The 26,095-nt window shown below is 54.6% G+C and carries 22 protein-coding genes and 2 tRNA genes; 23 read left to right on the top strand and 1 reads right to left on the bottom strand.

Annotation, left to right across the window (positions count from 1 at the left end; genetic code table 11):
• Nucleotides 1–504 precede the first annotated feature (504 nt).
• The 8 genes from sdhC to sucD all read left to right on the top strand — a co-directional run bounded on the left by sdhC (nucleotide 505) and on the right by sucD (nucleotide 10,264).
• A complete protein-coding gene (gene sdhC, locus V6942_RS03505; RefSeq protein WP_181357960.1) occupies nucleotides 505–909 on the top strand; it encodes a succinate dehydrogenase cytochrome b556 subunit in 405 nt (134 codons plus the stop codon).
• On the top strand, nucleotides 903–1,250 hold the full coding sequence (gene sdhD, locus V6942_RS03500) for a succinate dehydrogenase membrane anchor subunit (RefSeq protein ID WP_035892719.1): 348 nt from the start codon (nucleotides 903–905) through the stop codon (nucleotides 1,248–1,250). The genes sdhC and sdhD overlap by 7 nt, the downstream gene beginning before the upstream one ends.
• The gene (sdhA, locus tag V6942_RS03495) at nucleotides 1,250–3,016 is read left to right on the top strand and encodes a succinate dehydrogenase flavoprotein subunit (protein ID WP_106924644.1); all 1,767 of its coding nucleotides are present in this window, start codon (nucleotides 1,250–1,252) and stop codon (nucleotides 3,014–3,016) included. The genes sdhD and sdhA overlap by 1 nt, the downstream gene beginning before the upstream one ends.
• A gap of 15 nt (nucleotides 3,017–3,031) precedes the next feature.
• Nucleotides 3,032–3,748, top strand: coding sequence for a succinate dehydrogenase iron-sulfur subunit SdhB (gene sdhB, locus V6942_RS03490; RefSeq protein ID WP_064548333.1), 717 nt, complete (start codon nucleotides 3,032–3,034; stop codon nucleotides 3,746–3,748).
• Between the two features lie 298 nt (nucleotides 3,749–4,046).
• Nucleotides 4,047–6,848 carry a 2-oxoglutarate dehydrogenase E1 component gene (gene sucA, locus V6942_RS03485; protein WP_182929275.1) on the top strand — a complete coding sequence of 934 codons (2,802 nt, stop codon included), beginning with the start codon at nucleotides 4,047–4,049 and terminating at the stop codon, nucleotides 6,846–6,848.
• A gap of 13 nt (nucleotides 6,849–6,861) precedes the next feature.
• Nucleotides 6,862–8,082, top strand: coding sequence for a 2-oxoglutarate dehydrogenase complex dihydrolipoyllysine-residue succinyltransferase (gene odhB, locus V6942_RS03480; protein ID WP_106924642.1), 1,221 nt, complete (start codon nucleotides 6,862–6,864; stop codon nucleotides 8,080–8,082).
• A gap of 146 nt (nucleotides 8,083–8,228) precedes the next feature.
• Entirely contained in the window at nucleotides 8,229–9,395 is a 1,167-nt protein-coding gene (gene sucC / locus V6942_RS03475) for an ADP-forming succinate--CoA ligase subunit beta (protein ID WP_003022927.1), read from the top strand.
• Nucleotides 9,395–10,264 (top strand): succinate--CoA ligase subunit alpha, encoded by an 870-nt coding sequence (gene sucD / locus V6942_RS03470; protein ID WP_006809578.1) that lies wholly within the window; start codon nucleotides 9,395–9,397, stop codon nucleotides 10,262–10,264. The genes sucC and sucD overlap by 1 nt, the downstream gene beginning before the upstream one ends.
• 98 nt (nucleotides 10,265–10,362) lie before the next feature.
• Here sucD and V6942_RS03465 read toward each other — a convergent pair whose 3' ends face one another.
• Complete coding sequence (locus tag V6942_RS03465) at nucleotides 10,363–11,079, bottom strand: GntR family transcriptional regulator (RefSeq protein WP_182965880.1); 717 nt, start codon at nucleotides 11,077–11,079, stop codon at nucleotides 10,363–10,365.
• A gap of 183 nt (nucleotides 11,080–11,262) precedes the next feature.
• Between V6942_RS03465 and mngA the strand changes: the two genes are divergently transcribed.
• From mngA to V6942_RS03390, 15 genes are all read left to right on the top strand, one after another.
• The gene (gene mngA / locus V6942_RS03460; RefSeq protein ID WP_333500816.1) at nucleotides 11,263–13,179 is read left to right on the top strand and encodes a PTS 2-O-a-mannosyl-D-glycerate transporter subunit IIABC; all 1,917 of its coding nucleotides are present in this window, start codon (nucleotides 11,263–11,265) and stop codon (nucleotides 13,177–13,179) included.
• Between the two features lie 24 nt (nucleotides 13,180–13,203).
• Nucleotides 13,204–15,837, top strand: coding sequence for a mannosylglycerate hydrolase (gene mngB, locus V6942_RS03455; protein ID WP_333500815.1), 2,634 nt, complete (start codon nucleotides 13,204–13,206; stop codon nucleotides 15,835–15,837).
• Between the two features lie 735 nt (nucleotides 15,838–16,572).
• The gene (gene cydA / locus V6942_RS03450; RefSeq protein ID WP_106924638.1) at nucleotides 16,573–18,141 is read left to right on the top strand and encodes a cytochrome ubiquinol oxidase subunit I; all 1,569 of its coding nucleotides are present in this window, start codon (nucleotides 16,573–16,575) and stop codon (nucleotides 18,139–18,141) included.
• Between the two features lie 15 nt (nucleotides 18,142–18,156).
• On the top strand, nucleotides 18,157–19,296 hold the full coding sequence (gene cydB, locus V6942_RS03445) for a cytochrome d ubiquinol oxidase subunit II (RefSeq protein ID WP_333500814.1): 1,140 nt from the start codon (nucleotides 18,157–18,159) through the stop codon (nucleotides 19,294–19,296).
• A 14-nt stretch (nucleotides 19,297–19,310) separates the two neighbouring features.
• Nucleotides 19,311–19,424, top strand: a complete 114-nt coding sequence (gene cydX / locus V6942_RS03440) for a cytochrome bd-I oxidase subunit CydX (RefSeq protein WP_006177208.1) — start codon at nucleotides 19,311–19,313, stop codon at nucleotides 19,422–19,424.
• Nucleotides 19,424–19,720 carry a cyd operon protein YbgE gene (gene ybgE / locus V6942_RS03435; protein ID WP_106924636.1) on the top strand — a complete coding sequence of 99 codons (297 nt, stop codon included), beginning with the start codon at nucleotides 19,424–19,426 and terminating at the stop codon, nucleotides 19,718–19,720. The genes cydX and ybgE overlap by 1 nt, the downstream gene beginning before the upstream one ends.
• A gap of 145 nt (nucleotides 19,721–19,865) precedes the next feature.
• Nucleotides 19,866–20,270 carry a tol-pal system-associated acyl-CoA thioesterase gene (gene ybgC / locus V6942_RS03430; protein ID WP_035892730.1) on the top strand — a complete coding sequence of 135 codons (405 nt, stop codon included), beginning with the start codon at nucleotides 19,866–19,868 and terminating at the stop codon, nucleotides 20,268–20,270.
• Nucleotides 20,267–20,968, top strand: a complete 702-nt coding sequence (gene tolQ / locus V6942_RS03425) for a Tol-Pal system protein TolQ (protein ID WP_074398837.1) — start codon at nucleotides 20,267–20,269, stop codon at nucleotides 20,966–20,968. Before ybgC ends, tolQ begins: the two co-directional genes overlap by 4 nt.
• Before the next feature lie 3 nt (nucleotides 20,969–20,971).
• Nucleotides 20,972–21,400, top strand: coding sequence for a colicin uptake protein TolR (tolR, locus tag V6942_RS03420; RefSeq protein ID WP_064548352.1), 429 nt, complete (start codon nucleotides 20,972–20,974; stop codon nucleotides 21,398–21,400).
• A gap of 88 nt (nucleotides 21,401–21,488) precedes the next feature.
• Complete coding sequence (gene tolA / locus V6942_RS03415) at nucleotides 21,489–22,796, top strand: cell envelope integrity protein TolA (protein WP_333500813.1); 1,308 nt, start codon at nucleotides 21,489–21,491, stop codon at nucleotides 22,794–22,796.
• A gap of 132 nt (nucleotides 22,797–22,928) precedes the next feature.
• Complete coding sequence (gene tolB / locus V6942_RS03410; protein ID WP_106924634.1) at nucleotides 22,929–24,221, top strand: Tol-Pal system beta propeller repeat protein TolB; 1,293 nt, start codon at nucleotides 22,929–22,931, stop codon at nucleotides 24,219–24,221.
• Between the two features lie 34 nt (nucleotides 24,222–24,255).
• Nucleotides 24,256–24,777, top strand: a complete 522-nt coding sequence (gene pal / locus V6942_RS03405) for a peptidoglycan-associated lipoprotein Pal (RefSeq protein WP_106924633.1) — start codon at nucleotides 24,256–24,258, stop codon at nucleotides 24,775–24,777.
• Nucleotides 24,778–24,786: 9 nt separating this feature from the next.
• Complete coding sequence (gene cpoB, locus V6942_RS03400) at nucleotides 24,787–25,584, top strand: cell division protein CpoB (protein WP_182965874.1); 798 nt, start codon at nucleotides 24,787–24,789, stop codon at nucleotides 25,582–25,584.
• A gap of 165 nt (nucleotides 25,585–25,749) precedes the next feature.
• Nucleotides 25,750–25,825, top strand: a tRNA-Lys gene (locus tag V6942_RS03395).
• A gap of 137 nt (nucleotides 25,826–25,962) precedes the next feature.
• Nucleotides 25,963–26,038 (top strand) — tRNA-Val (locus V6942_RS03390).
• Nucleotides 26,039–26,095: the final 57 nt, after the last annotated feature.

Raw genomic sequence — 26,095 nt, 5'->3', positions numbered from 1 at the left:
AGGGCGCTTGACGGTGCACGTCTAATCTACAGTGAAACAACAGCAAATCAGGGTCTTAGCAATCCAATGATTCAAACCTGAACAAACACTAATAACTTTACTGATAGGTTGGGTCAACCCCATCACACTGTTACATAACTTATTATCAGGTGAAAGAGTGACCCCATAACTTTTGAGCATTATATGCTTTTACAGGTGATGGTTGTAACAATAATGTTTAATATTTGTCAAATCACGTGATTAATTTTTAAAAAATTGTTTTAATCGTGAGCGTGATCACTGTTCTGCATAAAACCAGACAAACTATATGTAGGTTAATTGTAATGATTTTGTGAACGGCCTATACTGCCGCCAGGTCTCCGGAACACCCTGCAATCCCGAGCCACCCAGCGTTTTAACGTGTCGATTTAGCATCTGTGAGCAGATTTAACCATGACGCGAAGTTATAGAAAGGACGCTGCTTGACCCGCCTGCAGACCGGAGGAAGGAAATAATAAGAACAGCATGTGGGCGTTATTCATGATAAGAAATGTGAAAAAACAAAGACCTGTCAATCTGGATTTGACAACGATCCGGTTCCCTATAACAGCGATAGCGTCCATTCTTCATCGCGTTTCCGGCGTGATTACGTTTGTGGCGGTGGGCATTCTGCTTTGGCTGCTGGGCACCAGTCTCTCTTCCCCGGAAGGCTTCCTGACCGCTTCCTCTATCATGAGCAGTTTCTTCGTTAAATTCATTATGTGGGGCATCCTCACTGCGCTGGCCTACCACGCGGTTGTGGGTATTCGTCACGTGTTAATGGATTTCGGTTATATCGAAGAAACCCTCGAGGCCGGTAAGCGCTCTGCCAAAATTTCTTTCGTTATTACTGTCGTGCTTTCAATTCTTGCAGGAGTCCTCGTATGGTAAGCAACGCCTCAGCATTAGGACGCAACGGCGTACATGACTTCATCCTCGTTCGCGCCACCGCTATTGTCCTGACTCTGTACATCATCTACATGGTGGGCTTTTTTGCGATTCACGGTGAAGTCACCTGGGAAATCTGGAGCGGTTTCTTTGCCTCTGCGTTCACTAAAGTGTTCACCCTGCTGGCTCTGTTCTCCATCTTGATTCATGCCTGGATCGGCATGTGGCAGGTGTTAACCGACTACGTTAAACCGCTGGCGCTGCGCCTGACGCTGCAACTGGTGATTGTTGTTGCGCTGCTGGTTTACGTTATCTATGGATTTGTTGTGGTGTGGGGTGTGTGATGAAACTGCCAGTCAGAGAATTTGATGCTGTAGTGATTGGTGCCGGTGGCGCAGGTATGCGCGCGGCGCTGCAAATTTCCCAGAGCGGCCAGACCTGTGCGCTGCTGTCTAAAGTGTTCCCGACCCGTTCCCATACCGTATCAGCGCAGGGTGGCATCACCGTGGCGCTCGGTAATACCCATGAAGATAACTGGGAATGGCATATGTACGACACCGTAAAAGGGTCGGACTATATCGGTGACCAGGACGCCATTGAATACATGTGTAAAACCGGTCCGGAAGCGATTCTGGAGCTGGACCATATGGGGCTACCGTTCTCCCGTCTGGAGAATGGGACCATCTATCAACGTCCGTTTGGCGGCCAGTCGAAAAACTTCGGCGGCGAGCAGGCGGCACGTACCGCCGCAGCGGCTGACCGTACCGGTCACGCGCTGTTGCATACTCTTTATCAACAGAATTTGAAAAACCACACTACGATTTTCTCCGAGTGGTATGCGCTGGATCTGGTGAAAAATGCCGATGGCGCGATTGTGGGTTGTACTGCCCTGTGTATCGAAACCGGCGAAGTGGTTTACTTCAAAGCCCGTGCCACCGTGCTGGCGACCGGCGGTGCAGGGCGTATTTATCAGTCCACCACTAACGCCCACATCAATACCGGTGACGGCGTGGGTATGGCTATCCGTGCCGGTGTGCCGGTGCAGGATATGGAGATGTGGCAGTTCCACCCGACCGGTATTGCCGGCGCGGGCGTTCTGGTCACAGAAGGCTGCCGTGGTGAAGGTGGTTATCTGCTGAACAAACACGGCGAGCGCTTCATGGAACGTTATGCGCCGAATGCGAAAGACCTGGCGGGTCGTGACGTGGTGGCGCGTTCCATCATGATCGAAATCCGTGAAGGTCGTGGCTGTGACGGCCCATGGGGTCCACACGCCAAGCTGAAGCTGGATCATCTGGGTAAAGAAGTGCTGGAATCCCGTCTGCCGGGCATTCTGGAGCTGTCTCGTACCTTCGCACACGTTGACCCGGTTAAAGAACCAATCCCGGTTATCCCAACCTGCCACTACATGATGGGCGGTATTCCGACCAAAGTAAGCGGTCAGGCGCTGACCGTGAACGAGCAGGGCGAAGATGTGGTGATTCCTGGTCTGTTCGCGGTAGGTGAAATTGCCTGCGTATCCGTTCACGGCGCCAACCGCCTGGGCGGTAACTCGCTGCTGGATCTGGTGGTATTTGGTCGTGCAGTTGGCCTGCATCTGCAGGAATCCATTGCCGAGCAGGGCGTACTGCGTGATGCAACCGAAGAAGAGATCGACGCTTCTCTGGAACGCCTGAACCGCTGGAACGGTAATCGTAACGGTGAAGACCCGGTTGAAATCCGCAAAGCGCTGCAGGAATGTATGCAACACAACTTCTCGGTGTTCCGTGAAGGTGATGCGATGGCAAAAGGTCTGGAGCAACTGAAGGCTATCCGCGAGCGCCTGAAAAATGCGCGCCTGGACGATACTTCCAGCGAGTTCAACACCCAGCGCGTAGAGTGCCTGGAGCTGGATAACCTGATGGAAACCGCTTACGCCACCGCGGTGTCGGCAAACTTCCGTACCGAAAGCCGTGGCGCACATAGCCGCTTCGACTTCCCGGAGCGTGATGATGAAAACTGGCTGTGCCATTCCCTGTATCTGCCAGAGTCGGAATCCATGACGCGTCGTAGCGTCAATATGGAACCGAAACTGCGCCCGGCATTCCCGCCGAAGATTCGTACTTATTAATGCGGAGACAGGACAATGAAACTCGAGTTTTCAGTTTATCGCTATAACCCGGATGTTGACGACGCTCCGCGCATGCAGGATTACACCCTAGAAGCGGAAGAAGGTCGCGACATGATGCTGCTGGATGCGTTAATCCAGCTGAAAGAAAAAGATCCGAGCCTGTCGTTCCGCCGCTCCTGCCGTGAAGGGGTTTGTGGTTCGGACGGTCTGAACATGAACGGGAAAAACGGTCTGGCATGCATTACGCCGATCTCCGCGCTGAATCAGCCGGGCAAGAAAATTGTTATCCGTCCGCTGCCTGGATTGCCGGTGATCCGCGATTTGGTGGTAGACATGGGGCAATTCTACGCACAGTATGAGAAGATTAAGCCTTACTTGTTGAATAATGGGCAAAATCCTCCGGCTCGTGAGCATCTGCAGATGCCGGAGCAGCGTGAGAAACTCGATGGTCTGTACGAGTGTATTCTCTGCGCATGCTGTTCGACCTCTTGCCCGTCGTTCTGGTGGAACCCGGACAAGTTTATCGGCCCGGCAGGCCTGCTGGCTGCGTATCGCTTCTTAATTGATAGCCGTGATACCGAAACCGATAGCCGCCTGGAAGGGTTAAGTGACGCTTTCAGCGTATTCCGCTGCCATAGCATCATGAACTGCGTCAGTGTATGTCCGAAAGGTCTGAACCCGACGCGCGCCATCGGCCACATTAAGTCGATGCTGCTGCAACGTAGTGCGTAAGTAGTCATTGTTGCCGGATGGCGACGTACCGTCTTATCCGGCCTACATCCCCCGTAGGCCTGATAAGCGAAGCGCCATCAGGCAACAAACATGCAGGAAACCTTTAAAAACTGCCAAATCTACTTTCTCTGAGCAGAAAGGGTGAGAGTCCAAAAAACTCTAAAGACAGTTTCTAAAGGTTCCTTCGCGGGCCAGTGCAAATACAAGAGCTCGCAAGTGAACCCTGGGACGTGTGCTTTACCGGCGTACGTCGTAGTTATCCACGGCGAAATAAGCATAAAATGCTTAAGGGATCACGATGCAGAACGGCGCAATGAAAGCCTGGCTGGACTCTTCTTACCTCTCTGGTGCGAACCAGAGCTGGATAGAACAGCTCTATGAAGACTTCTTAACCGATCCTGACTCTGTCGACGCTCACTGGCGTTCAATGTTCCAGCAGTTACCTGGTACCGGAGTCAAACCGGATCAATTTCATTCCAAAACGCGTGATTATTTCCGTCGTCTGGCGAAGGATGCCTCACGTTACTCTTCTTCGATTTCCGACCCTGACACGAATGCGAAGCAGGTTAAAGTCCTGCAGCTTATCAACGCTTACCGCTTCCGTGGTCACCAGCATGCGAATCTCGATCCGCTGGGACTGTGGCAGCAGGAGCGAGTGGCTGATTTAGATCCCGCTTTCCACGATCTGACCGAGGCCGACTTCCAGGAGAGCTTTAACGTAGGTTCTTTTGCCATCGGCAAAGAGACGATGAAGCTCGGCGATCTGATTGATGCCCTCAAACAGACCTACTGCGGCCACATTGGCGCGGAATACATGCACATTACCAGCACCGAAGAAAAACGTTGGATTCAACAGCGTTTTGAAGCGGGGCATGCCACCTTTAGCGCAGAAGAGAAAAAGCGTTTCCTGAGCGAACTGACCGCGGCGGAAGGCCTGGAACGCTACCTGGGCGCGAAATTCCCGGGCGCAAAACGCTTCTCGCTGGAAGGCGGCGACGCGCTGGTACCGATGCTCAAAGAGATGATCCGCCATGCGGGCAAGAGCGGTACCCGTGAAGTGGTGCTGGGTATGGCGCACCGCGGTCGTTTGAACGTGCTGATCAACGTACTGGGCAAACAGTCCCAGGAGCTGTTTGACGAGTTCTCCGGCAAACATAAAGAACACCTCGGCACCGGTGACGTGAAGTACCACATGGGCTTCTCTTCTGACATCGAAACCGAAGGCGGTCTGGTACACCTGGCGCTGGCGTTTAACCCGTCGCACCTCGAAATCGTGAGCCCGGTCGTCATGGGTTCCGTTCGCGCGCGTCTGGACAGACTGGACGAGCCGAGCAGCAATAAAGTGCTGCCTATCACCATTCACGGTGATGCGGCAGTGACCGGGCAGGGCGTGGTTCAGGAAACCCTGAACATGTCCAAAGCGCGGGGTTACGAAGTGGGCGGTACCGTTCGCATCGTTATCAACAACCAGGTGGGCTTCACCACCTCTAACCCGCTGGACGCGCGTTCTACGCCGTACTGCACCGACATCGGTAAGATGGTTCAGGCGCCGATTTTCCACGTTAACGCGGACGATCCGGAAGCCGTGGCCTTCGTGACCCGTCTGGCGCTGGACTTCCGTAATACCTTCAAGCGCGACGTGTTCATCGACCTGGTGTGCTACCGCCGTCATGGCCACAACGAAGCCGACGAGCCAAGCGCAACCCAGCCGCTGATGTACCAGAAAATCAAAAAGCATCCGACCCCGCGCAAACTCTACGCTGACAAGCTGGAAGCGGACAAAGTCGCGACGCTGGAAGATGCCACTGAAATGGTTAACCTGTATCGCGACGCGCTGGACGCGGGCGAATGCGTGGTGAAAGAGTGGCGTCCAATGAACCTGCACTCCTTTACCTGGTCGCCGTACCTCAACCATGAATGGGACGAAAGTTACCCGAACAAGGTTGACATGAAGCGCCTGCAGGAGTTGGCTAACCGTATCAGCACCGTGCCGGAAGGCGTGGAAATGCAGTCGCGCGTAGCGAAAATCTACGGTGACCGTCAGGCCATGGCGGCTGGCGAGAAGCTGTTCGACTGGGGCGGCGCGGAAAATCTGGCGTACGCCACGCTGGTTGATGAAGGCATCCCGGTGCGTCTGTCTGGTGAAGATGCCGGTCGTGGTACCTTCTTCCATCGTCACGCGGTGATTCATAACCAGACCAACGGTTCGACCTACACCCCGCTGCAGCACGTGCACAACGGCCAGGGCGATTTCAAAGTGTGGGACTCCGTGCTGTCTGAAGAAGCGGTACTGGCATTTGAATACGGCTATGCGACGGCTGAGCCGCGCACGCTGACCATCTGGGAAGCGCAGTTTGGCGACTTCGCCAACGGTGCGCAGGTGGTGATTGACCAGTTTATCTCCTCCGGTGAGCAGAAGTGGGGCCGTATGTGTGGCCTGGCGATGCTGCTGCCGCACGGCTACGAAGGGCAGGGCCCGGAGCACTCCTCCGCGCGTCTGGAACGTTATCTGCAGCTTTGCGCACAGCAGAATATGCAGGTTTGCGTACCGTCTACCCCGGCTCAGGTTTATCACATGCTGCGTCGTCAGGCGCTGCGCGGGATGCGCCGTCCGCTGGTCGTCATGTCGCCGAAGTCGCTGCTGCGCCACCCGCTGGCGGTTTCCAGCCTGGATGAGCTGGCGAACGGTACCTTCATGCCGGCGATTGGCGAAATTGACGATCTGGACCCGAAAGCGGTGAAACGCGTGGTGCTGTGTTCTGGTAAGGTTTACTACGACCTGCTGGAACAGCGCCGTAAGAACGATCAGAAAGATGTCGCTATCGTGCGTGTTGAACAGCTGTACCCGTTCCCGCACCAGGCGGTACAAGAAGCACTGAAACCTTATGCACACGTGCATGATTTTGTCTGGTGCCAGGAAGAGCCGCTCAACCAGGGCGCCTGGTACTGCAGCCAGCATCATTTCCGTGATGTGATTCCATTTGGGGCCGCTCTGCGCTATGCAGGTCGCCCGGCCTCCGCCTCACCGGCGGTAGGGTATATGTCCGTTCACCAGAAGCAGCAACAAGATCTGGTCAATGACGCGCTGAACGTCGATTAATTAAGGATACATAATGAGTAGCGTAGATATTCTGGTTCCCGACCTGCCTGAATCCGTAGCGGATGCCACCGTCGCCACCTGGCATAAAAAACCGGGCGATGTGGTTGTGCGTGATGAAGTGCTGGTAGAAATCGAAACTGACAAAGTGGTACTGGAAGTACCGGCGTCGGCAGATGGCATCCTTGATGCCGTTCTGGAAGATGAAGGTACCACCGTCACTTCCCGTCAGATCCTGGGCCGCCTGCGTGAAGGCAACAGCGCGGGTAAAGAAACCAGCGCCAAAGCTGACAGCAAAGAGTCAACGCCGGCTCAGCGCCAGCAGGCTTCTCTGGAAGAGCAGAACAACGAAGCGCTCAGCCCGGCGATCCGTCGCCTGCTGGCTGAGCACAACCTCGAAGCCAGCGCCATTAAAGGCACCGGCGTCGGCGGCCGTCTGACTCGTGAAGACATCGAGAAGCACCTGGCAAAAGCACCGGCGAAAGCCGCTGCGGCGCCGGCACCGGCAGCTGCCGCTCCGGTTGCGCCGCTGGCTGGCCGCTCTGAGAAACGCGTACCGATGACCCGTCTGCGTAAACGCGTGGCCGAGCGTCTGCTGGAAGCGAAAAACTCTACCGCGATGCTGACGACCTTCAACGAAGTGAACATGAAGCCAATCATGGACCTGCGTAAGCAGTACGGTGACGCGTTTGAAAAACGTCACGGTATCCGTCTGGGCTTTATGTCCTTCTACGTGAAGGCCGTAGTGGAAGCGCTGAAACGCTATCCGGAAGTGAACGCGTCCATCGACGGCGATGACGTGGTTTATCACAACTACTTCGATGTGAGCATGGCGGTTTCTACGCCGCGCGGCCTGGTGACCCCGGTCCTGCGTGATGTTGATGCACTGGGTATGGCTGACATTGAAAAGAACATCAAAGAGCTGGCGGTTAAAGGCCGTGACGGCAAGCTGACCGTAGAAGATCTGACCGGCGGTAACTTCACTATTACCAACGGCGGCGTATTCGGCTCCCTGATGTCTACCCCGATCATCAACCCGCCTCAGAGCGCGATTCTGGGTATGCATGCCATTAAAGACCGCCCGATGGCGGTGGATGGCAAAGTGGAAATTCTGCCGATGATGTACCTGGCACTGTCCTATGACCACCGTCTGATCGATGGGCGCGAGTCTGTGGGCTTCCTGGTCGCCATTAAAGAGTTGCTGGAAGATCCAACCCGTCTGCTGCTGGACGTGTAGCCAATAAGAGTACCACCTGCCCTGTAGGCCGGATAAGGCGTTTACGCCGCCATCCGGCGTTGATGCGATGCCTGATGGCGACGCTCGCGCGTCTTATCAGGCCTACAGGTTTAAGATAATGATTACCTGAAGGATGGATAGAACACATGAACTTACATGAATATCAGGCAAAACAACTCTTTGCCCGCTATGGCTTACCGGCTCCGGTGGGTTATGCCTGTACTACTCCGCGCGAAGCAGAAGAAGCCGCTTCAAAAATCGGCGCTGGCCCGTGGGTAGTGAAATGTCAGGTTCACGCTGGTGGCCGCGGTAAAGCGGGCGGTGTGAAGGTTGTTAACTCGAAAGAAGACATCCGCGCTTTCGCTGAACATTGGCTGGGCAAACGTCTGGTGACTTACCAGACGGACGCACACGGCCAGCCGGTTAACCAGATCCTGGTTGAAGCGGCTACCGACATCGGTAAAGAGCTGTACCTGGGCGCGGTCGTCGATCGTAGCTCCCGTCGCGTGGTCTTTATGGCCTCTACCGAAGGCGGCGTGGAAATCGAAAAAGTGGCGGAAGAAACCCCGCACCTGATCCACAAAGTGGCGCTCGATCCGCTGGCTGGCCCGATGCCTTACCAGGGTCGCGAACTGGCGTTCAAACTGGGTCTGGAAGGTAAACAGGTTCAGCAGTTCACCAAGATCTTCATGGGTCTGGCGACCATTTTCCTGGAGCGCGACCTGGCGCTGATCGAAATCAACCCGCTGGTTGTCACCAAACAGGGTGACCTGATCTGCCTCGACGGCAAGCTGGGCGCTGACGGCAACGCGCTGTTCCGCCAGGCCGATCTGCGTGAAATGCGCGATCAGTCGCAGGAAGATCCGCGTGAAGCGCAGGCTGCACAGTGGGAACTGAACTACGTTGCGCTGGACGGCAACATCGGTTGCATGGTTAACGGTGCGGGCCTGGCAATGGGCACCATGGACATCGTTAAGCTGCACGGCGGCGAACCGGCTAACTTCCTCGACGTTGGCGGCGGCGCAACCAAAGAGCGCGTGACCGAAGCGTTCAAAATCATCCTCTCTGATGACAATGTTAAAGCCGTTCTGGTTAACATCTTCGGCGGTATCGTACGTTGCGACCTGATCGCTGACGGTATCATCGGCGCGGTAGCTGAAGTGGGCGTTAACGTCCCGGTTGTCGTCCGTCTGGAAGGCAACAACGCCGAACTCGGCGCGAAAAAACTGGCTGATAGCGGCCTGAATATTATTGCAGCGAAAAGTCTGACGGATGCAGCTCAGCAGGTTGTTGCCGCAGTGGAGGGGAAATAATGTCAGTTTTAATTAATAAAGATACCAAGGTTATCTGTCAGGGCTTTACCGGTAGCCAGGGGACTTTCCACTCCGAACAGGCGATTGCTTACGGTACGCAGATGGTTGGCGGCGTAACGCCAGGCAAAGGCGGCACCACGCACTTGGGCCTGCCGGTGTTCAACACCGTGCGTGAAGCGGTAGAAGCGACGGGCGCGACCGCTACCGTTATCTACGTTCCGGCACCGTTCTGCAAAGACTCCATTCTGGAAGCGATCGATGCAGGCATCAAACTGATCATCACCATCACCGAAGGCATCCCTACGCTGGATATGCTGACCGTGAAGGTGAAGCTGGATGAAGCGGGCGTGCGTATGATTGGCCCGAACTGCCCAGGCGTTATCACCCCGGGCGAATGTAAAATCGGTATCATGCCGGGCCACATTCACAAGCCGGGTAAAGTGGGCATCGTTTCCCGTTCCGGTACGCTGACTTATGAAGCGGTTAAGCAGACCACCGACTACGGTTTCGGCCAGTCCACCTGTGTGGGCATCGGTGGTGACCCGATCCCGGGTTCTAACTTTATCGATATCCTGAAACTGTTCCAGGAAGATCCGCAGACTGAAGCGATCGTTATGATCGGTGAGATCGGCGGTAGCGCAGAAGAAGAAGCCGCTGCGTACATTAAAGATCACGTGACCAAGCCGGTTGTCGGTTACATCGCGGGCGTCACCGCGCCGAAAGGCAAGCGTATGGGCCACGCTGGCGCCATCATCGCAGGCGGTAAAGGTACGGCAGACGAGAAATTCGCTGCGCTGGAAGCCGCGGGCGTGAAAACCGTTCGTAGCCTGGCCGATATCGGCGAAGCGCTGAAATCAATTATCAAGTAATCCTCTCTGCTCCCTACGCGAATTCCTGACGCATACAGGAAGTAGGGAGCCTTATATGTCTGGTTTCGACATGGTTGGCCGCCCCTGGGCGGCCTTTTTTAATGGCGCCGTCTGGCGACCAGCGTAAATTTATAGTCGTCGCTCTTAAAGGTATTGCGGCTATATTCAAAGATTCGCCCATCCTGCAAAAAGCCGCGCGATACTTTTTCCAGCACCGGTTTGCCCGGCATAATTCCCAGCATAGCCACCGTTTCTTCGTTGGGGATCACTGGGATAAGTTCCTGTTCGCTACGATCGATAACCATTTTTTTGATCGCTTCAATAAAGTGATATTTAGAATTCTCCATCACTTCCCAGGTCAGGTCGGGGAAAAGGGCGAGTGGCATCCACGTTTCTTCAAGGGTGACCGCCTTTTGCTTGATAAACCGCACGCGCTTAACGTGCCAGACCTTATCGTCGGCGGCCAGCTGCAGCTGCTCGGCCAATGCTTCACCGGCCGCGATGACTTCAAACACTTTCACTTCGCTGTGGGTTTCGACGTGTCGGTCGGCGAGCTTCTCGTAAAAGCTGGTGAGCTGGTAGATATCGTAGTTGACGCGCTCTTCTTTCACATAGGAGCCGCTTCCCTGAATGCTTTCAATAATTTCCTGCTCGGTAAGCAGCTTGAGCGCCTGTCTGACGGTCACACGGCTGACCTGAAAAGCTGCCTGTAACGCTGATTCGGTTGGCAACGCGTCGCCCGGTTTTAGCTCACCGCGCGTAATTTGCCCCCGCAGTGCGTCGGCAATCTGGCGATACATCGGTTTTTTACTCATCGCTTTTCGCTTTTGTATGAATTGGTTAAGACCTTTTTAGCTGATTATGCCGACATCTCAATAATAGTAAACAATACAAATTAAATACAAATTGTTGGCTATTAGTGAAATTGATCACTTAAATGTATTATTTTGTCTGCCACAATCGCCGCACAACATAACGACAATCCTCTGAGGATCATCATGAACCTGACGACCCTGTCTCACCCTCGTGCTGTCTGTTTACAGGCATGTTTTACCGATCGCGATGACGCGATTCGCCAGCTGGCACAGCGGCTGGCTGAACTGGGCAACATTACCGATATCGATGCCTATCTGGCGGAAGTTTTTCACCGGGAATCGCAGGGGCCAACGGCACTTGGCGAAGGTCTGGCGGTGCCGCACGGCAAAACGGCGGCGGTAAAAGAGGCGGCATTTGCGGTCGCCACGCTGAGCAAACCGCTGGCATGGGACGGGGTAGATGGCCCTGAACCGGTCGAGCTGATTTTTCTGCTGGCCATCCCGCCAGCGCAAGCGGGATCCACCCATATTCAGATCCTGACGGAACTCACCACCCGGCTCGCCGATGACGACGTGCGGCGCCGCGTGATGGCTGCCGACAGCGCCGAAGCGTTGCTGGCAGCGCTGGCTGCTCAGCCAGAGAAGGCGGCGATTGAACTGGACGCCGAGGCGCCCACCATCGTCTGCGTGACCGCTTGCCCTGCGGGCATTGCGCACACCTATATGGCGGCAGAGTATCTGGAGAAAGCCGGGCGGCGCATGGGCGTCAATGTGGTGGTGGAAAAGCAGGGAGCCAACGGTATTGAAGGTCGCCTCACCGCGCAACAGCTCAACGATGCCCGGGCCTGTATTTTCGCGGCAGAAGTGGCCATTAAGGAGAGCGAGCGCTTTCGCGGTCTGCCGTCTCTTTCCGTTCCGGTTGCGGAACCGCTGCGCCACGCCGAGGCGCTGATTGAACGCGCGTTGGCGCTGGAGCCCCTGAAAGGGGAGAGGCACGCCCAGCCGCAGTTGGAGCAGAAAAAAAGTGTGAAAACCGAGCTTAAACAGGCATTGCTGAGCGGCATTTCATTTGCTGTTCCGCTGATTGTCGCCGGTGGGACCGTGCTGGCGGTGGCGGTACTGCTGGCGCAGATTTTTGGCCTGCAGCACCTTTTTGATTTGGAAAACTCCTGGCTGTGGATGTACCGCAAGCTGGGTGGTGGCATGTTGGGAACGCTGATGGTGCCCGTGCTGGCTGCCTATACGGCTTACTCGTTGGCCGATAAACCGGCGCTGGCACCCGGCTTTGCCGCCGGGCTGGCGGCCAATATGATTGGCGCCGGTTTTCTGGGCGCCGTCGCCGGGGGGCTGATCGCGGGTTACCTGATGCGCTGGGTCAAAAACCATATCCGGCTGAGCGCGCGTTTTAACGGTTTTCTGACGTTCTACCTTTATCCGGTTATCGGCACGCTGGCGGCGGGCAGCCTGATGCTGTTCGTGATTGGTGAACCCGTGGCATGGATTAACAATTCGCTCACCGCGTGGCTGAACGGGTTATCCGGTGCCAATGCTCTGCTGCTGGGCATGATCCTCGGTTTTATGTGCTCGTTCGATCTCGGTGGTCCAGTAAACAAAGCGGCTTATGCCTTCTGCCTGGGGGCTATGGCCAACGGCGTATATGGCCCGTACGCCATTTTTGCTTCAGTCAAAATGGTTTCGGCCTTCACCGTGACGGCGTCCACCCTGCTGGCACCGCAGCTGTTTAAACAGTTTGAGATCGAAACCGGTAAATCGACCTGGCTGCTCGGTCTGGCCGGAATTACCGAAGGGGCGATTCCGATGGCTATTGAAGATCCGCTACGCGTGATTGGTTCTTTTGTCCTGGGGTCGATGGCGACCGGCGCGATTGTCGGCGCGATGGGGATCGGTCTTTCCACGCCGGGCGCAGGGATTTTCTCTCTCTTTTTACTTCAGCATGCCGGAATCGGCGCTTTTACTGCGGCGGCGGGCTGGTTTGGCGCCGCGCTGGTTGGGACGTTTATCTCGACCATGGTGCTGTTGCTCTGGCGTCGTCAGGCGGTAAAGCAGGGAAAATACACCACCGATAGTGTGATGCCGTAAGCACTTACTTAACAGGAAACGAAGATGAAAGCAGTATCTCGCGTTCACATTACGCCACATATGCACTGGGACCGTGAATGGTATTTCACTACCGAAGAGTCACGTATTTTACTCATCAACAATATGGAGGAGATCCTCTCCCGCCTTGAACAGGACGCTGATTACAAGTACTACGTGCTGGACGGGCAAACGGCCATACTTGAAGACTACTTCGCCGTGAAGCCGGAAAATCGCGAACGCGTGAAATCGCTGGTACAGGCCGGTAAATTGATCATTGGACCCTGGTATACGCAAACCGACACCACCCTTGTCTCTGGTGAATCTATCGTGCGTAATCTGATGTACGGCATTCGTGACTGTATGGCGTTTGGCGAACCGATGAAGATTGGCTACCTTCCGGATTCGTTCGGTATGTCCGGGCAGCTACCGCATATTTATAACGGCTTTGGTCTGACCCGCGCGCTCTTCTGGCGCGGCTGCTCTGAGCGCCATGGCACCGATAAAACGGAGTTTTTATGGCAAAGCCGGGACGGAAGTGAAGTGGTCACCCAGGTGCTGCCGTTGGGCTACGCGATTGGTAAGTACTTACCGGAGGACGAAGCCGGGCTGCGTAAACGGCTTGATGGTTACTTTGATGTGCTGGAAAAAGCCTCGGTCACCCAAGAGATCCTGCTGCCTAACGGCCACGACCAGATGCCACTGCAACAAAATATCTTCGCCGTGATGGAGAAGCTGCGCGATATTTATCCGCAGCGGCAGTTTGTCATGAGCCGTTTTGAAGATGTCTTTGAGCGCATTGAAGCGCACCGCGACGTGTTGGCGACCCTACAGGGCGAGTTTATCGACGGCAAATACATGCGCGTTCACCGGACTATTGGCTCTACGCGTATGGATATCAAAATCGCCCATGCGCGCATTGAGAATAAAATCGTCAATATTCTGGAACCGCTAGCCACGCTGGCCTGGAGCCTGGGCTTTGAATATCACCATGGCCTGCTCGAGAAAATGTGGAAAGAAATTTTAAAAAACCACGCCCATGACAGCATTGGCTGCTGCTGTAGCGACAAAGTCCATCAGGAGATTGTCTCGCGTTTTGTACTGGCCGAAGACATGGCGGATAACCTGATTCGTTTTTATATGCGCAAGATTGCCGACAACATGGCGCACAGCGCAGAAGATAAACTGGTGATGTTTAACCTGATGCCGTGGCCGCGCGAAGAGACGATCAACACCACGATTCGCCTGCGGGCCAGCCAGTTCCGCCTGGTTGACGGCAAAGGTCATGACATTCCCTATTTTATTCGCCAGGCGAGGGAGATCGATCCCGGGCTTATTGACCGGCAAATTGTGCACTACGGGAATTACGAGCCCTTTATGGAGTTTGATATTCAGCTTCACCAAATCCTGCCGTCGATGGGCTACCGCACGCTGTACGTTGAGCCGCACGTCGCGGGAAGCCTGGTGAAGGCTTCACCAGCGGCGACATCGCTGCTGGAAAACGCCTTCTGGCAAATTGAGATGAATAGCGACGGAACGCTACGACTGCGTGATAAAGACAGCGGAATCGTTTATGACCGGGTGCTGGAAATCGAAGACGGCGGTGACGATGGTGATGAATATGACTATTCGCCTCCGCGAGAGGAGTGGGTGCTGACGAGCGTGCAAACGCCTTTTGACTACGAGGTCATCCACGATGCCTGGCAAAGTCGGGTGATTATTCGTTATCAGATGGCGGTGCCAGCAAATCTTAACGCGCGTGCGGCGCGCCAGCGTAACGGTGAGCTTGGCATCGAAGTGGAGGTGACCCTCAGCCACAATAGTCGGCGTATTGACGTGGAGGTCAGGCTGGATAATCAGGCTGACGATCACCGCGTTCGGGTGCTGATTCCGACGCCTTTTCACACGCGGGAAGTGCTGGCCGATACGCAGTTTGGCTCAATAATGCGCCCGGTTCGCGATGAGGCAATGGCTTACTGGCAAGAAGAGGGGTGGAAGGAAGCGCCGATCCCGGTATGGAATTTACTCAACTATGCCGCTCTTCAGGAAGGGCGTAACGGGCTAGCCGTTTTTAGCGAGGGGCTACGCGAGTTTGAAGTACTCGGCGAGGAGAAAAAAACCTTCGCCCTGACGCTGCTTCGTGGCGTAGGGGTATTGGGTAAAGAAGATCTGCTTCTACGCCCTGGTCGTCCCTCGGGAATTAAACTGCCGGTGCCTGATTCGCAGATGCGTGGCCCGCTTCATGGGCGGTTTAGCCTGTTCAGCTATAGCGGGACGCCGCTGAATATCGGCCTGGCTCAGCAGGCAAGATCCTGGCTGACCCCCATTCAGTGCTATAACAAAATTCCGTGGGATGCGATGAAGCTGAATAAAAGCGGGGCGATTGTGCCCGAAAGCTACAGTCTGCTCAGCATGTCGCCGGTAGGCTGCCAGCTCAGTGCGCTAAAAAAGGCCGAGGATCGCGATGAGATTATTTTACGTTTGTTCAATCCGTCCGACAGCCAGTGTAGTGAGGCCGCTGTGTCATTCAGCCAAGGTGTGGCGGCGTGCCGGGAAACGGGAATGGATGAAATCCCGTACCCGGATCAGGATGCCACAAAGGTCATCGCCGGCGTTTTCCATCCATGTCAGTCGCGTACTTTTAGCGTTAAGCCTGGCTGATGGTGTGGAGGGTAACGTCAGCGAGCCTGCTGGCGTTGCCCGCTTGCCTGTTTTTTGTTCGATTGACGAGTAAGGGCTCAGACGTTTATACCCGGCTGGCATCCGTTCAGAAGGGATGAATGTTGCATTAATAATTTATTTGGTTAAAAACTTGTTAATTATCATTCAGACAGATGTCAGCATTGGAAAAAAATGACGGAAGGTCTACTTTAATCTATACGGGCATTATTGGCCTGTTCCCAGCATGCCTCGTTAAATTTAATTACCACACCATTCAATCTCACTTCATTTGATAACCATCAATGCCAGAATAAAAACACATCATTAACATTCTATTCATCATGACGTTCAATTAAAAACATAATTAACAATATTGCGTGAAGTTGATTTAAATCAATATGTAATCACTGGATATAAGGTGTCAAAACGGATAAATTGTCGTGGATCAAATTGGCCTAAAACAGTGTGATTCGCTATAAATTGATCACCGTCGAAAAACGTAAAACTTCTCCAATAAAAACCTGTTTATTGTAAGGGTTTTACAGCGTAATATATTTTAGGGATCAATTGAGTTTTTTATTAACAGGTTTGTAACTTTCACTTATTGCTGTTTCCTGTTGACGACAAGGGGCTGCTGTAGGGAAGGGGACAAATAAATTTGTATTGGGGCATGTGTTTGAATCCCGGGTAACGGGTTCAATCTCGGAGTCTTCATGCGATGAGCAAGGAGTCATGATGTTAGATATAGTCGAACTGTCGCGCTTACAGTTTGCCTTGACCGCGATGTACCACTTCCTGTTTGTTCCGCTGACGCTGGGTATGGCGTTCCTGCTGGCAATCATGGAAACGGTCTACGTCCTTTCCGGCAAACAGATTTATAAAGATATGACCAAGTTCTGGGGCAAGTTGTTTGGTATCAACTTTGCGCTGGGTGTGGCTACCGGTCTGACCATGGAGTTCCAGTTCGGGACTAACTGGTCCTACTACTCCCACTACGTGGGCGATATCTTCGGTGCGCCGCTGGCCATCGAGGGTCTGATGGCCTTCTTCCTCGAATCTACCTTTGTAGGTCTGTTCTTCTTCGGTTGGGATCGTCTGGGTAAAGTCCAGCATATGGCGGTCACCTGGCTGGTGGCGCTTGGCTCCAACCTCTCCGCGCTGTGGATTCTGGTAGCGAACGGTTGGATGCAGAACCCGATTGCTTCCGATTTCAACTTTGAAACCATGCGTATGGAAATGGTCAGCTTCTCTGAGCTGGTCCTGAACCCGGTTGCGCAGGTGAAATTCGTTCACACCGTCGCTTCCGGCTACGTGACCGGCGCGATGTTCATTCTGGCCATCAGCTCCTGGTATATGCTCAAAGGTCGCGACTTCGCGTTTGCCAAGCGCTCCTTTGCGATTGCCGCTAGCTTCGGTATGGCGGCAATTCTTTCCGTTATCGTACTGGGCGATGAATCCGGTTACGAAATGGGTGACGTGCAGAAAACCAAACTGGCCGCTATTGAGGCCGAATGGGAAACGCAGCCGGCGCCGGCCGCCTTTACTCTGTTTGGTATTCCGGATCAGGATGCGCAGGAAAACCGCTTCTCGATTCAAATTCCTTACGCGCTGGGCATCATCGCCACCCGTTCCGTTGATAAACAGGTGACGGGCCTGAAAGATCTGATGGTGCAGCACGAAGAGCGTATCCGTAACGGTATGAAAGCCTACTCTCTGCTGGAGCAGCTGCGCGCGGGCGCGACCGATCCGGCGGTACGTGCGCAGTTCAATGACGTGAAGAAAGATCTGGGCTATGGCCTGCTGCTGAAACGCTATACGCCGAACGTGGCTGATGCGACTGAAGAGCAGATCCAGAAAGCGACCAAAGACTCTATTCCGCGCGTTGCGCCGCTGTACTTCGCCTTCCGTATCATGGTGGCGTGCGGTGTGCTAATGCTGCTGATTATCGGCGCCTCCTTCTGGACTGTTATTCGTAACCGTATCGGTGAGAAAAAATGGCTGCTGCGCGCTGCGTTCTATGGCCTGCCGCTGCCGTGGATTGCCGTTGAGGCGGGCTGGTTTGTCGCTGAGTATGGCCGCCAACCGTGGGCTATCGGTGAGGTGCTGCCAACGGCGGTCGCCAACTCGTCGCTGACGGCGGGTGACCTGATCTTCTCCATGGTGCTGATCTGCGGTCTGTACACGCTGTTCCTGGTGGCTGAACTGTTCCTGATGTTCAAATTTGCCCGCAAAGGACCAAGCAGCCTGAAAACCGGTCGCTATCACTTTGAACAGTCCTCCGCGACTATTCAGCCGGCACGCTAAGACAGGAGTCGTCAAATGATCGATTATGAAGTATTGCGTTTTATCTGGTGGCTGCTGATCGGCATTCTGCTGATTGGTTTTGCGGTCGCCGACGGCTTCGACATGGGGGTGGGCATGCTCACCCGCTTCCTCGGTCGCAATGACACCGAGCGTCGAATTATGATTAACGCCATCGCCCCGCACTGGGACGGTAACCAGGTATGGCTCATCACCGCCGGCGGCGCGCTGTTTGCTGCCTGGCCGATGGTCTACGCGGCAGCCTTCTCTGGCTTCTACGTGGCGATGATTCTGGTTCTGGCATCATTGTTCTTCCGCCCGGTGGGTTTCGACTACCGTTCGAAGATTGAAGATAGCCGCTGGCGTAACATGTGGGACTGGGGCATCTTCGTGGGCAGCTTTGTGCCGCCGCTGGTGATCGGCGTGGCGTTTGGTAACCTGCTGCAGGGCGTCCCGTTCCATATTGATGAGTACCTGCGTCTTTACTACACCGGCAATTTCTTCCAGCTGCTGAATCCGTTTGGCCTGCTGGCGGGCGTGGTGAGCGTGGCGATGATCCTGACCCAAGGGGCGACCTACCTGCAGATGCGTACCGTGGGCGAGCTGCACCTGCGCACGCGCTCCGTTTCGATGGTGGCTGCGCTGGTGACGCTGATTTGCTTCGCACTGGCAGGCGTTTGGGTCTACTACGGTATCGACGGCTACGTGGTGAAATCCGTTCTGGATCACACCGGTCCGTCCAACCCGCTGACCAAAGAAGTGGCGCGTGAAGCCGGTGCGTGGATGGTGAACTTCAACAACATGCCGGCGCTGTGGGCGATTCCTGCTCTGGGCGTGGTGCTGCCGCTGCTGACTATCCTGTGCACGAAAGCGGATAAAGGCGCGTGGGCGTTCCTGTTCTCCTCACTGACGCTGGCCTGCATCATTCTGACCGCTGGTATCGCCATGTTCCCGTTCATTATGCCGTCCAGCACGATGATGAATGCGAGCCTGACCATGTGGGATGCAACGTCCAGCCAGCTGACGCTGAACCTGATGACCTATGTCGCGATTGTCTTCGTACCGATTATTCTGGCCTACACCACCTGGTGTTACTGGAAAATGTTCGGTCGCATCACCAAAGAAGACATCGAACGTAACACCCACTCTCTGTACTAAGTAAGGAGCTGAATATGTGGTATTTCGCATGGATTTTGGGAACGCTTCTTGCCTGTGCATTCGGCGTGATCACCGCGCTGGCGCTTGAGCACGTTGAAGCGTCCAAAGCGGGTGAAGAAAAACACTGATGAAAAATGTTATCGCAATGTTGTATGCGATAATGGACAAGCGCCCCCTGCGGGCGCTTTCCCTTGTGATGGCCCTGCTGCTGGCAGGCTGCATCTTCTGGGACCCGTCGCGCTTTGCGGCGAAGACCAGCGAACTGGAAATCTGGCACGGTTTTCTGCTGATGTGGTCGGTGTGCGCGGGCGTGATTCACGGCGTGGGCTTCCGCCTGCGGTCGATTCACTGGCAGGGGATTTTTTGTCCGCTTATCGCCGAACTGGTGCTGTTTGCCGGGCTGATTTTCTTCTTTTCCCGCTGAAAATTTTCATCTGAAAACGATGGGCTTGCTTAAGCCCATAAAAATTTACTCTCCGTTTACTTCCCCCCATTCCAAAGCATCATTCCCGCGCGTATAGTAGCGAAGTTCAAAAACCCAAAATTTTTTTGCATTACTGGGACGTAAAGTGAATACAACGCTGTTTCGATGGCCGGTTCGTGTCTACTATGAAGATACCGATGCCGGTGGTGTGGTTTATCACGCCAGCTATGTCGCTTTCTATGAAAGAGCGCGCACAGAGATGCTGCGTCACCATCACTTCAGCCAGCAGGTACTGTTGGCTGAGCGCGTGGCCTTTGTCGTGCGTAAAATGACGCTGGAGTATTTTGCGGCTGCCCGACTCGACGATATGCTCGAAGTCCAGACAGAAATTACATCAATGCGCGGTACCTCAATGGTGTTCACGCAGCGAATAGTCAACGCTGAGAATAAGGTTCTGAACGAAGCAGAAGTCCTGATTGTCTGTGTTGATCCACTCATCATGAAGCCTCGTGCGCTTCCCAAGTCTATTGTCGCGGAGTTTAAGCAGTGACTGACATGAACATCCTTGATTTGTTCCTGAAGGCTAGCCTTCTGGTTAAACTTATCATGTTGATTTTGATTGGTTTTTCAATCGCCTCCTGGGCCATCATCATCCAGAGAACGCGCATCCTTAACGCGGCAAGCCGTGAGGCCGAAGCGTTTGAAGATAAATTCTGGTCCGGCATCGAACTGTCTCGTCTGTATCAGGAGAGCCAGGGGCGTCGTGAAAACCTCGCGGGATCGGAACAGATCTTCTACAGCGGCTTTAAAGAGTTTGCGCGTCTGCATCGTGCCAACAGCCATGCGCCGGAAGCCATCGTGGAAGGGGCATCGCGTGCGATGCGTATTTCGATGAACCGCGAGCTGGAAACGCTGGAAACGCACATTCCGTTCCTGGGCACCGTGGGGTCCATCAGTCCGTATATCGGTCTGTTCGGTACCGTATGGGGGATCATGCACGCCTTTATCGCGCTGGGCGCGGTAAAACAGGCTACGCTGCAGATGGTTGCGCCGGGGATCGCCGAAGCGCTGATCGCTACCGCTATCGGTCTGTTCGCCGCGATTCCTGCGGTTATGGCGTATAACCGTCTGAACCAGCGTGTGAATAAACTGGAGCTGAACTACGACAACTTTATGGAAGAGTTCACCGCGATTCTGCACCGTCAGGCTTTTACCGCCAGCACCGCCAGCGAGAGCAACAAGGGGTAAGCCATGGCCAGAGCACGTGGACGCGGACGTCGCGAACTGAAGTCCGAAATTAACATCGTTCCGCTGCTGGATGTGTTGTTGGTGCTGCTGCTGATCTTTATGGCGACAGCGCCGATCATTACGCAGAGCGTGGAAGTGGATCTTCCTGATGCCACCGAATCACAGGCTGTCAGCAGTAATGATGAACCCCCGGTCATTGTTGAAGTGTCCGGCGTGGGGCAATACAGCGTGAACGTTGGCCCGGAAAAGATGCCGCAGCTGCCGCCTGAACAGGTGGTCGCAGAAGCGCAGCGCCGTTTGCAGGCGAATCCGAAGACGGTCTTCTTAATTGGGGGCGCGAAAGACGTGCCTTACGATGAAATAATTAAAGCGCTTAACCTGTTACACAGCGCCGGGGTGAAATCGGTCGGGTTGATGACCCAGCCAATTTAACCGCCGACATACCGTATTTGCCGCAGGCCGGGAACGGCCTGCACCGTGTACGGTAGGGTAACGGGGGAACAGTTTTTGGGAACCGAGAGTGTCAAAGGCAACCGAACAAAACGATAAGCTTAAACGAGCGATAATTATTTCAGCAGTGCTGCACGTCATTCTGTTTGCGGCGCTGATCTGGAGTTCGTTCGATGAGCATTTAGACGCCGCGGCCGGCGGGGGCGGTGGGTCATCCATCGACGCGGTCATGGTCGATCCGGGTGCGGTCGTCGACAACTATAATCGCCAACAGCAGCAGCAGGCCAGTTCGAAACGTGCGCAAGAGCAGCGTGAAAAACAGGCTCAGCAGCAGGCCGAAGAGCTGCGTGAAAAGCAGGCTGCGGAACAGGAACGTTTAAAAGCGCTGGAAAAAGAGCGTTTAGAAGCCCAGGAAGCGGCTAAGCAGGCGCAGGAACAGCAGAAGCAGGCTGAGGAAGCGGCGAAGAAAGCCGCCGCCGACGCCAAAGCGAAGGCCGACGCACAGGCTAAAGAAGCCGCAGAAGCTGCCGCGAAAGCCGCGGCCGATGCCAAGGCGAAGGCCGATGCTCAGGCAAAAGCCGCCGCTGAAGCGGCGAAGAAAGCCGCTGCTGACGCGCAGAAAAAAGCGGAAGCTGAAGCGGCAAAAGCCGCCGCCGATGCGAAAAAGGTTGCCGAAGCTGCCGCCGCGAAAGCTGCCGCAGATGCAGAGAAGAAAGCGGCTGCGGAAGCGGCGAAGAAGGCTGCCGCTGAAAAGGCCGCTGCTGAGAAAGCCGCAGCCGCTGAAAAAGCGGCCGCCGAGAAAGCGGCCGCAGCTGCGGAAAAAGCCGCTGCTGATAAAGCTGCTGCTGATAAAGCTGCTGCTGCCGCGAAAGCCGCTGCAGATAAGAAGGCTGCTGCGGAAAAAGCCGCTGCGGACAAGAAAGCGGCTGGCGAGAAAGCGGCTGCCGCGAAAAAAGCCGCCGCTGAAAAAGCGGCTGCCGCTTCGGGGGTTGATGATCTGCTGGGCGATCTGAGTTCTGGTAAGAATGCGCCGAAAGGCAACACCAGCGGTAGCGCCGGTGGCTCTTCTCCTGCTAAAGGTAACAAGCCGGGGCAGGGTGGGGCGTCGCAGGCTGAAATTGCGTCCTATATTGCGCAGGTTCAGGCCGCGATTAAAGGTCACCTGTACGACTGGGATACCTATAAAGGGAAGACCTGTACGTTACGCGTGAACCTGGCTGAAGATGGTACCGTGCTGAGCGTGAAACAGGAAGGTGGCGATGAGGCGTTCTGTCAGCAAATGCTGGCGGCAACCAACCGCATGACCAAATTCCCGAAACCGCCGTCACAAGCGGTCTGGCAGACCTTTAAAAATGCGCCGCTGGACTTTAAGCCTTAAGCATTATTTTTCGTCGCAGTACGTGAAAAATAAAGGCGGAATCGTCGCAGGGTTTTGGTAGTTTTGTGTATTTTAGTTTGTTAACATTCTGCTAAATTATCGTGGGCTTTCCGCCTGGATAAGGGAGAAATGATGAAGCAGGCATTACGAGTAGCATTTGGTTTTCTGATGCTGTGGGCAGCGGTGCTGCACGCAGAAGTACGTATCGAGATCACCCAAGGGGTGGACTCGGCGCGTCCGATTGGCGTCGTTCCGTTCCAGTGGGCCGGGCCGGGTGCTGCGCCTGAAGATATCGGCGGTATCGTGGGCGCTGACCTACGTAACAGCGGGAAATTCAACCCGTTAGATCGTTCTCGTCTGCCGCAGCAGCCGGGCAGCGCTCAGGAAGTTCAGCCGGCAGCCTGGTCTGCGCTGGGCATTGATGCTGTGGTTGTGGGCCAGGTAAGCCCGAACGCCGACGGCAGCTATAATGTTTCTTACCAGTTAGTCGATACCGGCGGTGCGCCGGGTACCGTACTGGCGCAAAACACTTACAAAGTGAACAAGCAGTGGCTGCGCTACGCGGGTCACACTGCCAGTGATGAAGTGTTCGAGAAGCTGACCAGCATCAAGGGTGCATTCCGTACCCGTATTGCCTACGTCGTGCAGACCAACGGCGGTCAGTTCCCGTACGAACTGCGCGTTTCTGACTACGATGGTTACAACCAGTTTGTCGTTCACCGTTCTCCGCAGCCGCTGATGTCTCCGGCGTGGTCTCCGGACGGCTCGAAACTGGCTTACGTCACCTTCGAAAGCGGCCGTTCGGCGCTGGTTATCCAGACGCTGGCAAACGGTGCGGTTCGCCAGGTGGCTTCCTTCCCGCGTCACAACGGTGCGCCGGCGTTCTCTCCGGACGGCAGCAAACTGGCGTTCGCGCTGTCTAAAACCGGCAGCCTGAACCTGTACGTGATGGATATCGGCTCCGGTCAGATCCGTCAGGTAACCGATGGTCGCAGCAACAACACGGAACCGACATGGTTCCCGGACAGCCAGAACCTGGCCTTTACTTCCGACCAGGCCGGTCGTCCGCAGGTGTATAAAGTTAACGTCAACGGCGGTGCTCCGCAGCGTATTACCTGGGAAGGTTCGCAGAACCAGGATGCTGATGTCAGCAGCGACGGTAAGTTTATGGTAATGGTCAGCTCGGCTAACGGCCAGCAGCACATTGCTAAGCAGGATCTGGTAGCGGGTGGCGTACAAGTACTGTCGTCAACGTTCCTGGACGAAACGCCAAGTCTGGCACCTAACGGCACTATGGTAATCTACAGCTCTTCTCAGGGGATGGGATCCGTGCTGAATTTGGTTTCTACAGATGGGCGTTTCAAAGCGCGTCTTCCGGCAACTGATGGACAGGTCAAATTCCCTGCCTGGTCGCCGTATCTGTGATAATAATTAATTGATTAGTAAAGGAATCATTGAAATGCAACTGAACAAAGTGCTGAAGGGGCTGTTGATTGCTCTGCCTGTTATGGCAATCGCGGCATGTTCTTCCAACAAGAACGCCAGCAATGACGGCAGCGAAGGCATGCTGAACGGCGCCGGCACTGGTATGGATGCGAACGGTAACGGCAACATGTCTTCTGAAGAGCAAGCGCGTCTTCAGATGCAACAGCTGCAGCAGAACAACATCGTTTACTTCGATCTGGACAAGTACGATATCCGTTCTGACTTCGCTGCAATGCTGGATGCGCACGCAAACTTCCTGCGTAGCAACCCGTCTTACAAAGTCACCGTAGAAGGTCATGCGGACGAACGTGGTACTCCGGAATACAACATCTCCCTGGGCGAACGTCGTGCTAACGCTGTTAAAATGTACCTGCAGGGTAAAGGCGTTTCTGCTGACCAGATCTCCATCGTTTCTTACGGTAAAGAAAAACCTGCAGTACTGGGTCATGACGAAGCGGCTTACGCCAAAAACCGTCGTGCCGTACTGGTTTACTAAGAGAATTGCATGAGCAGTAACTTCAGACATCATTTATTGAGTCTGTCGTTACTGGTTGGCATAGCGGCCCCTTGGGCCGCTTTTGCTCAGGCGCCAATCAGTAGTGTCGGCTCAGGCTCGGTCGAAGACCGCGTCACCCAACTCGAGCGTATTTCTAATGCTCACAGTCAACTTTTGACCCAACTCCAGCAACAACTCTCTGATAACCAGTCTGATATTGATGCCCTCCGTGGACAGATCCAGGAAAGTCAGTACCAGTTGAATCAGGTGATGGATCGTCAAAAGCAGATCATGCTGCAAATTGATAGCCTGAACAGCGGTGGCGCCGCATCAGCGGCGCCGCAGACTTCTGGCGATCAAAGTAACGCAGCGGCGGCTACGGCTGCGCCAGCGAGCGGAGGGACCGCCTCTGCTGGCGTTCCGGCGCAAACGGGCGATGCGAATACCGATTACAATGCGGCGATCGCGCTGGTGAAGGACAGTTCCCGCCAGGACGATGCGATTGCGGCGTTTCAGAATTTCGTCAAAAAGTACCCTGATTCAACCTATCAGCCCAACGCCAACTACTGGCTGGGGCAGTTGAATTACAATAAGGGTAAAAAAGATGATGCGGCGTACTACTTTGCGTCGGTGGTGAAAAACTATCCGAAGTCGCCAAAGGCGGCAGACGCAATGTTTAAGGTTGGGGTCATCATGCAGGACAAAGGGGATACCGCGAAGGCAAAAGCGGTTTACCAGCAGGTTGTCAGCAAATACCCAGGTACCGACGGTGCCAAGCAGGCGCAAAAACGTCTTAGCGGGCTGTGATGCGTGAAGTAAGACCAGAAATCGTTTTATTTCTGGTCTTGCCGCATGAAACATAAGCACTTAAACGATCTTTGTCGAAATACTTGTTGCGCTGAATTCTGAATTCAGTAATATATGCCGCCGTTGCCAAGGGATATCAAACATCCTGAAAGCGACAAAAAAAGTGGGTCGTTAGCTCAGTTGGTAGAGCAGTTGACTTTTAATCAATTGGTCGCAGGTTCGAATCCTGCACGACCCACCAATCGCTAAGGTGGAACGCGATTGTAAAACGTGAAGGATAACGTTGCGTAAGCAACGGCCCGTAGGGCGAGGCGAAGCCGAGTCATCCTGCACGACCCACCACTAACTTAGTTAGTAAGCAGTATCCAGCGTAGTATCGGGTGATTAGCTCAGCTGGGAGAGCACCTCCCTTACAAGGAGGGGGTCGGCGGTTCGATCCCGTCATCACCCACCACCGGGTCGTTAGCTCAGTTGGTAGAGCAGTTGACTTTTAATCAATTGGTCGCAGGTT

Source organism: Kluyvera genomosp. 2, assembly GCF_036759865.1.
GTDB lineage: Bacteria > Pseudomonadota > Gammaproteobacteria > Enterobacterales > Enterobacteriaceae > Kluyvera > Kluyvera ascorbata_B.
This window is presented reverse-complemented; position numbering and strand designations above follow the sequence as displayed.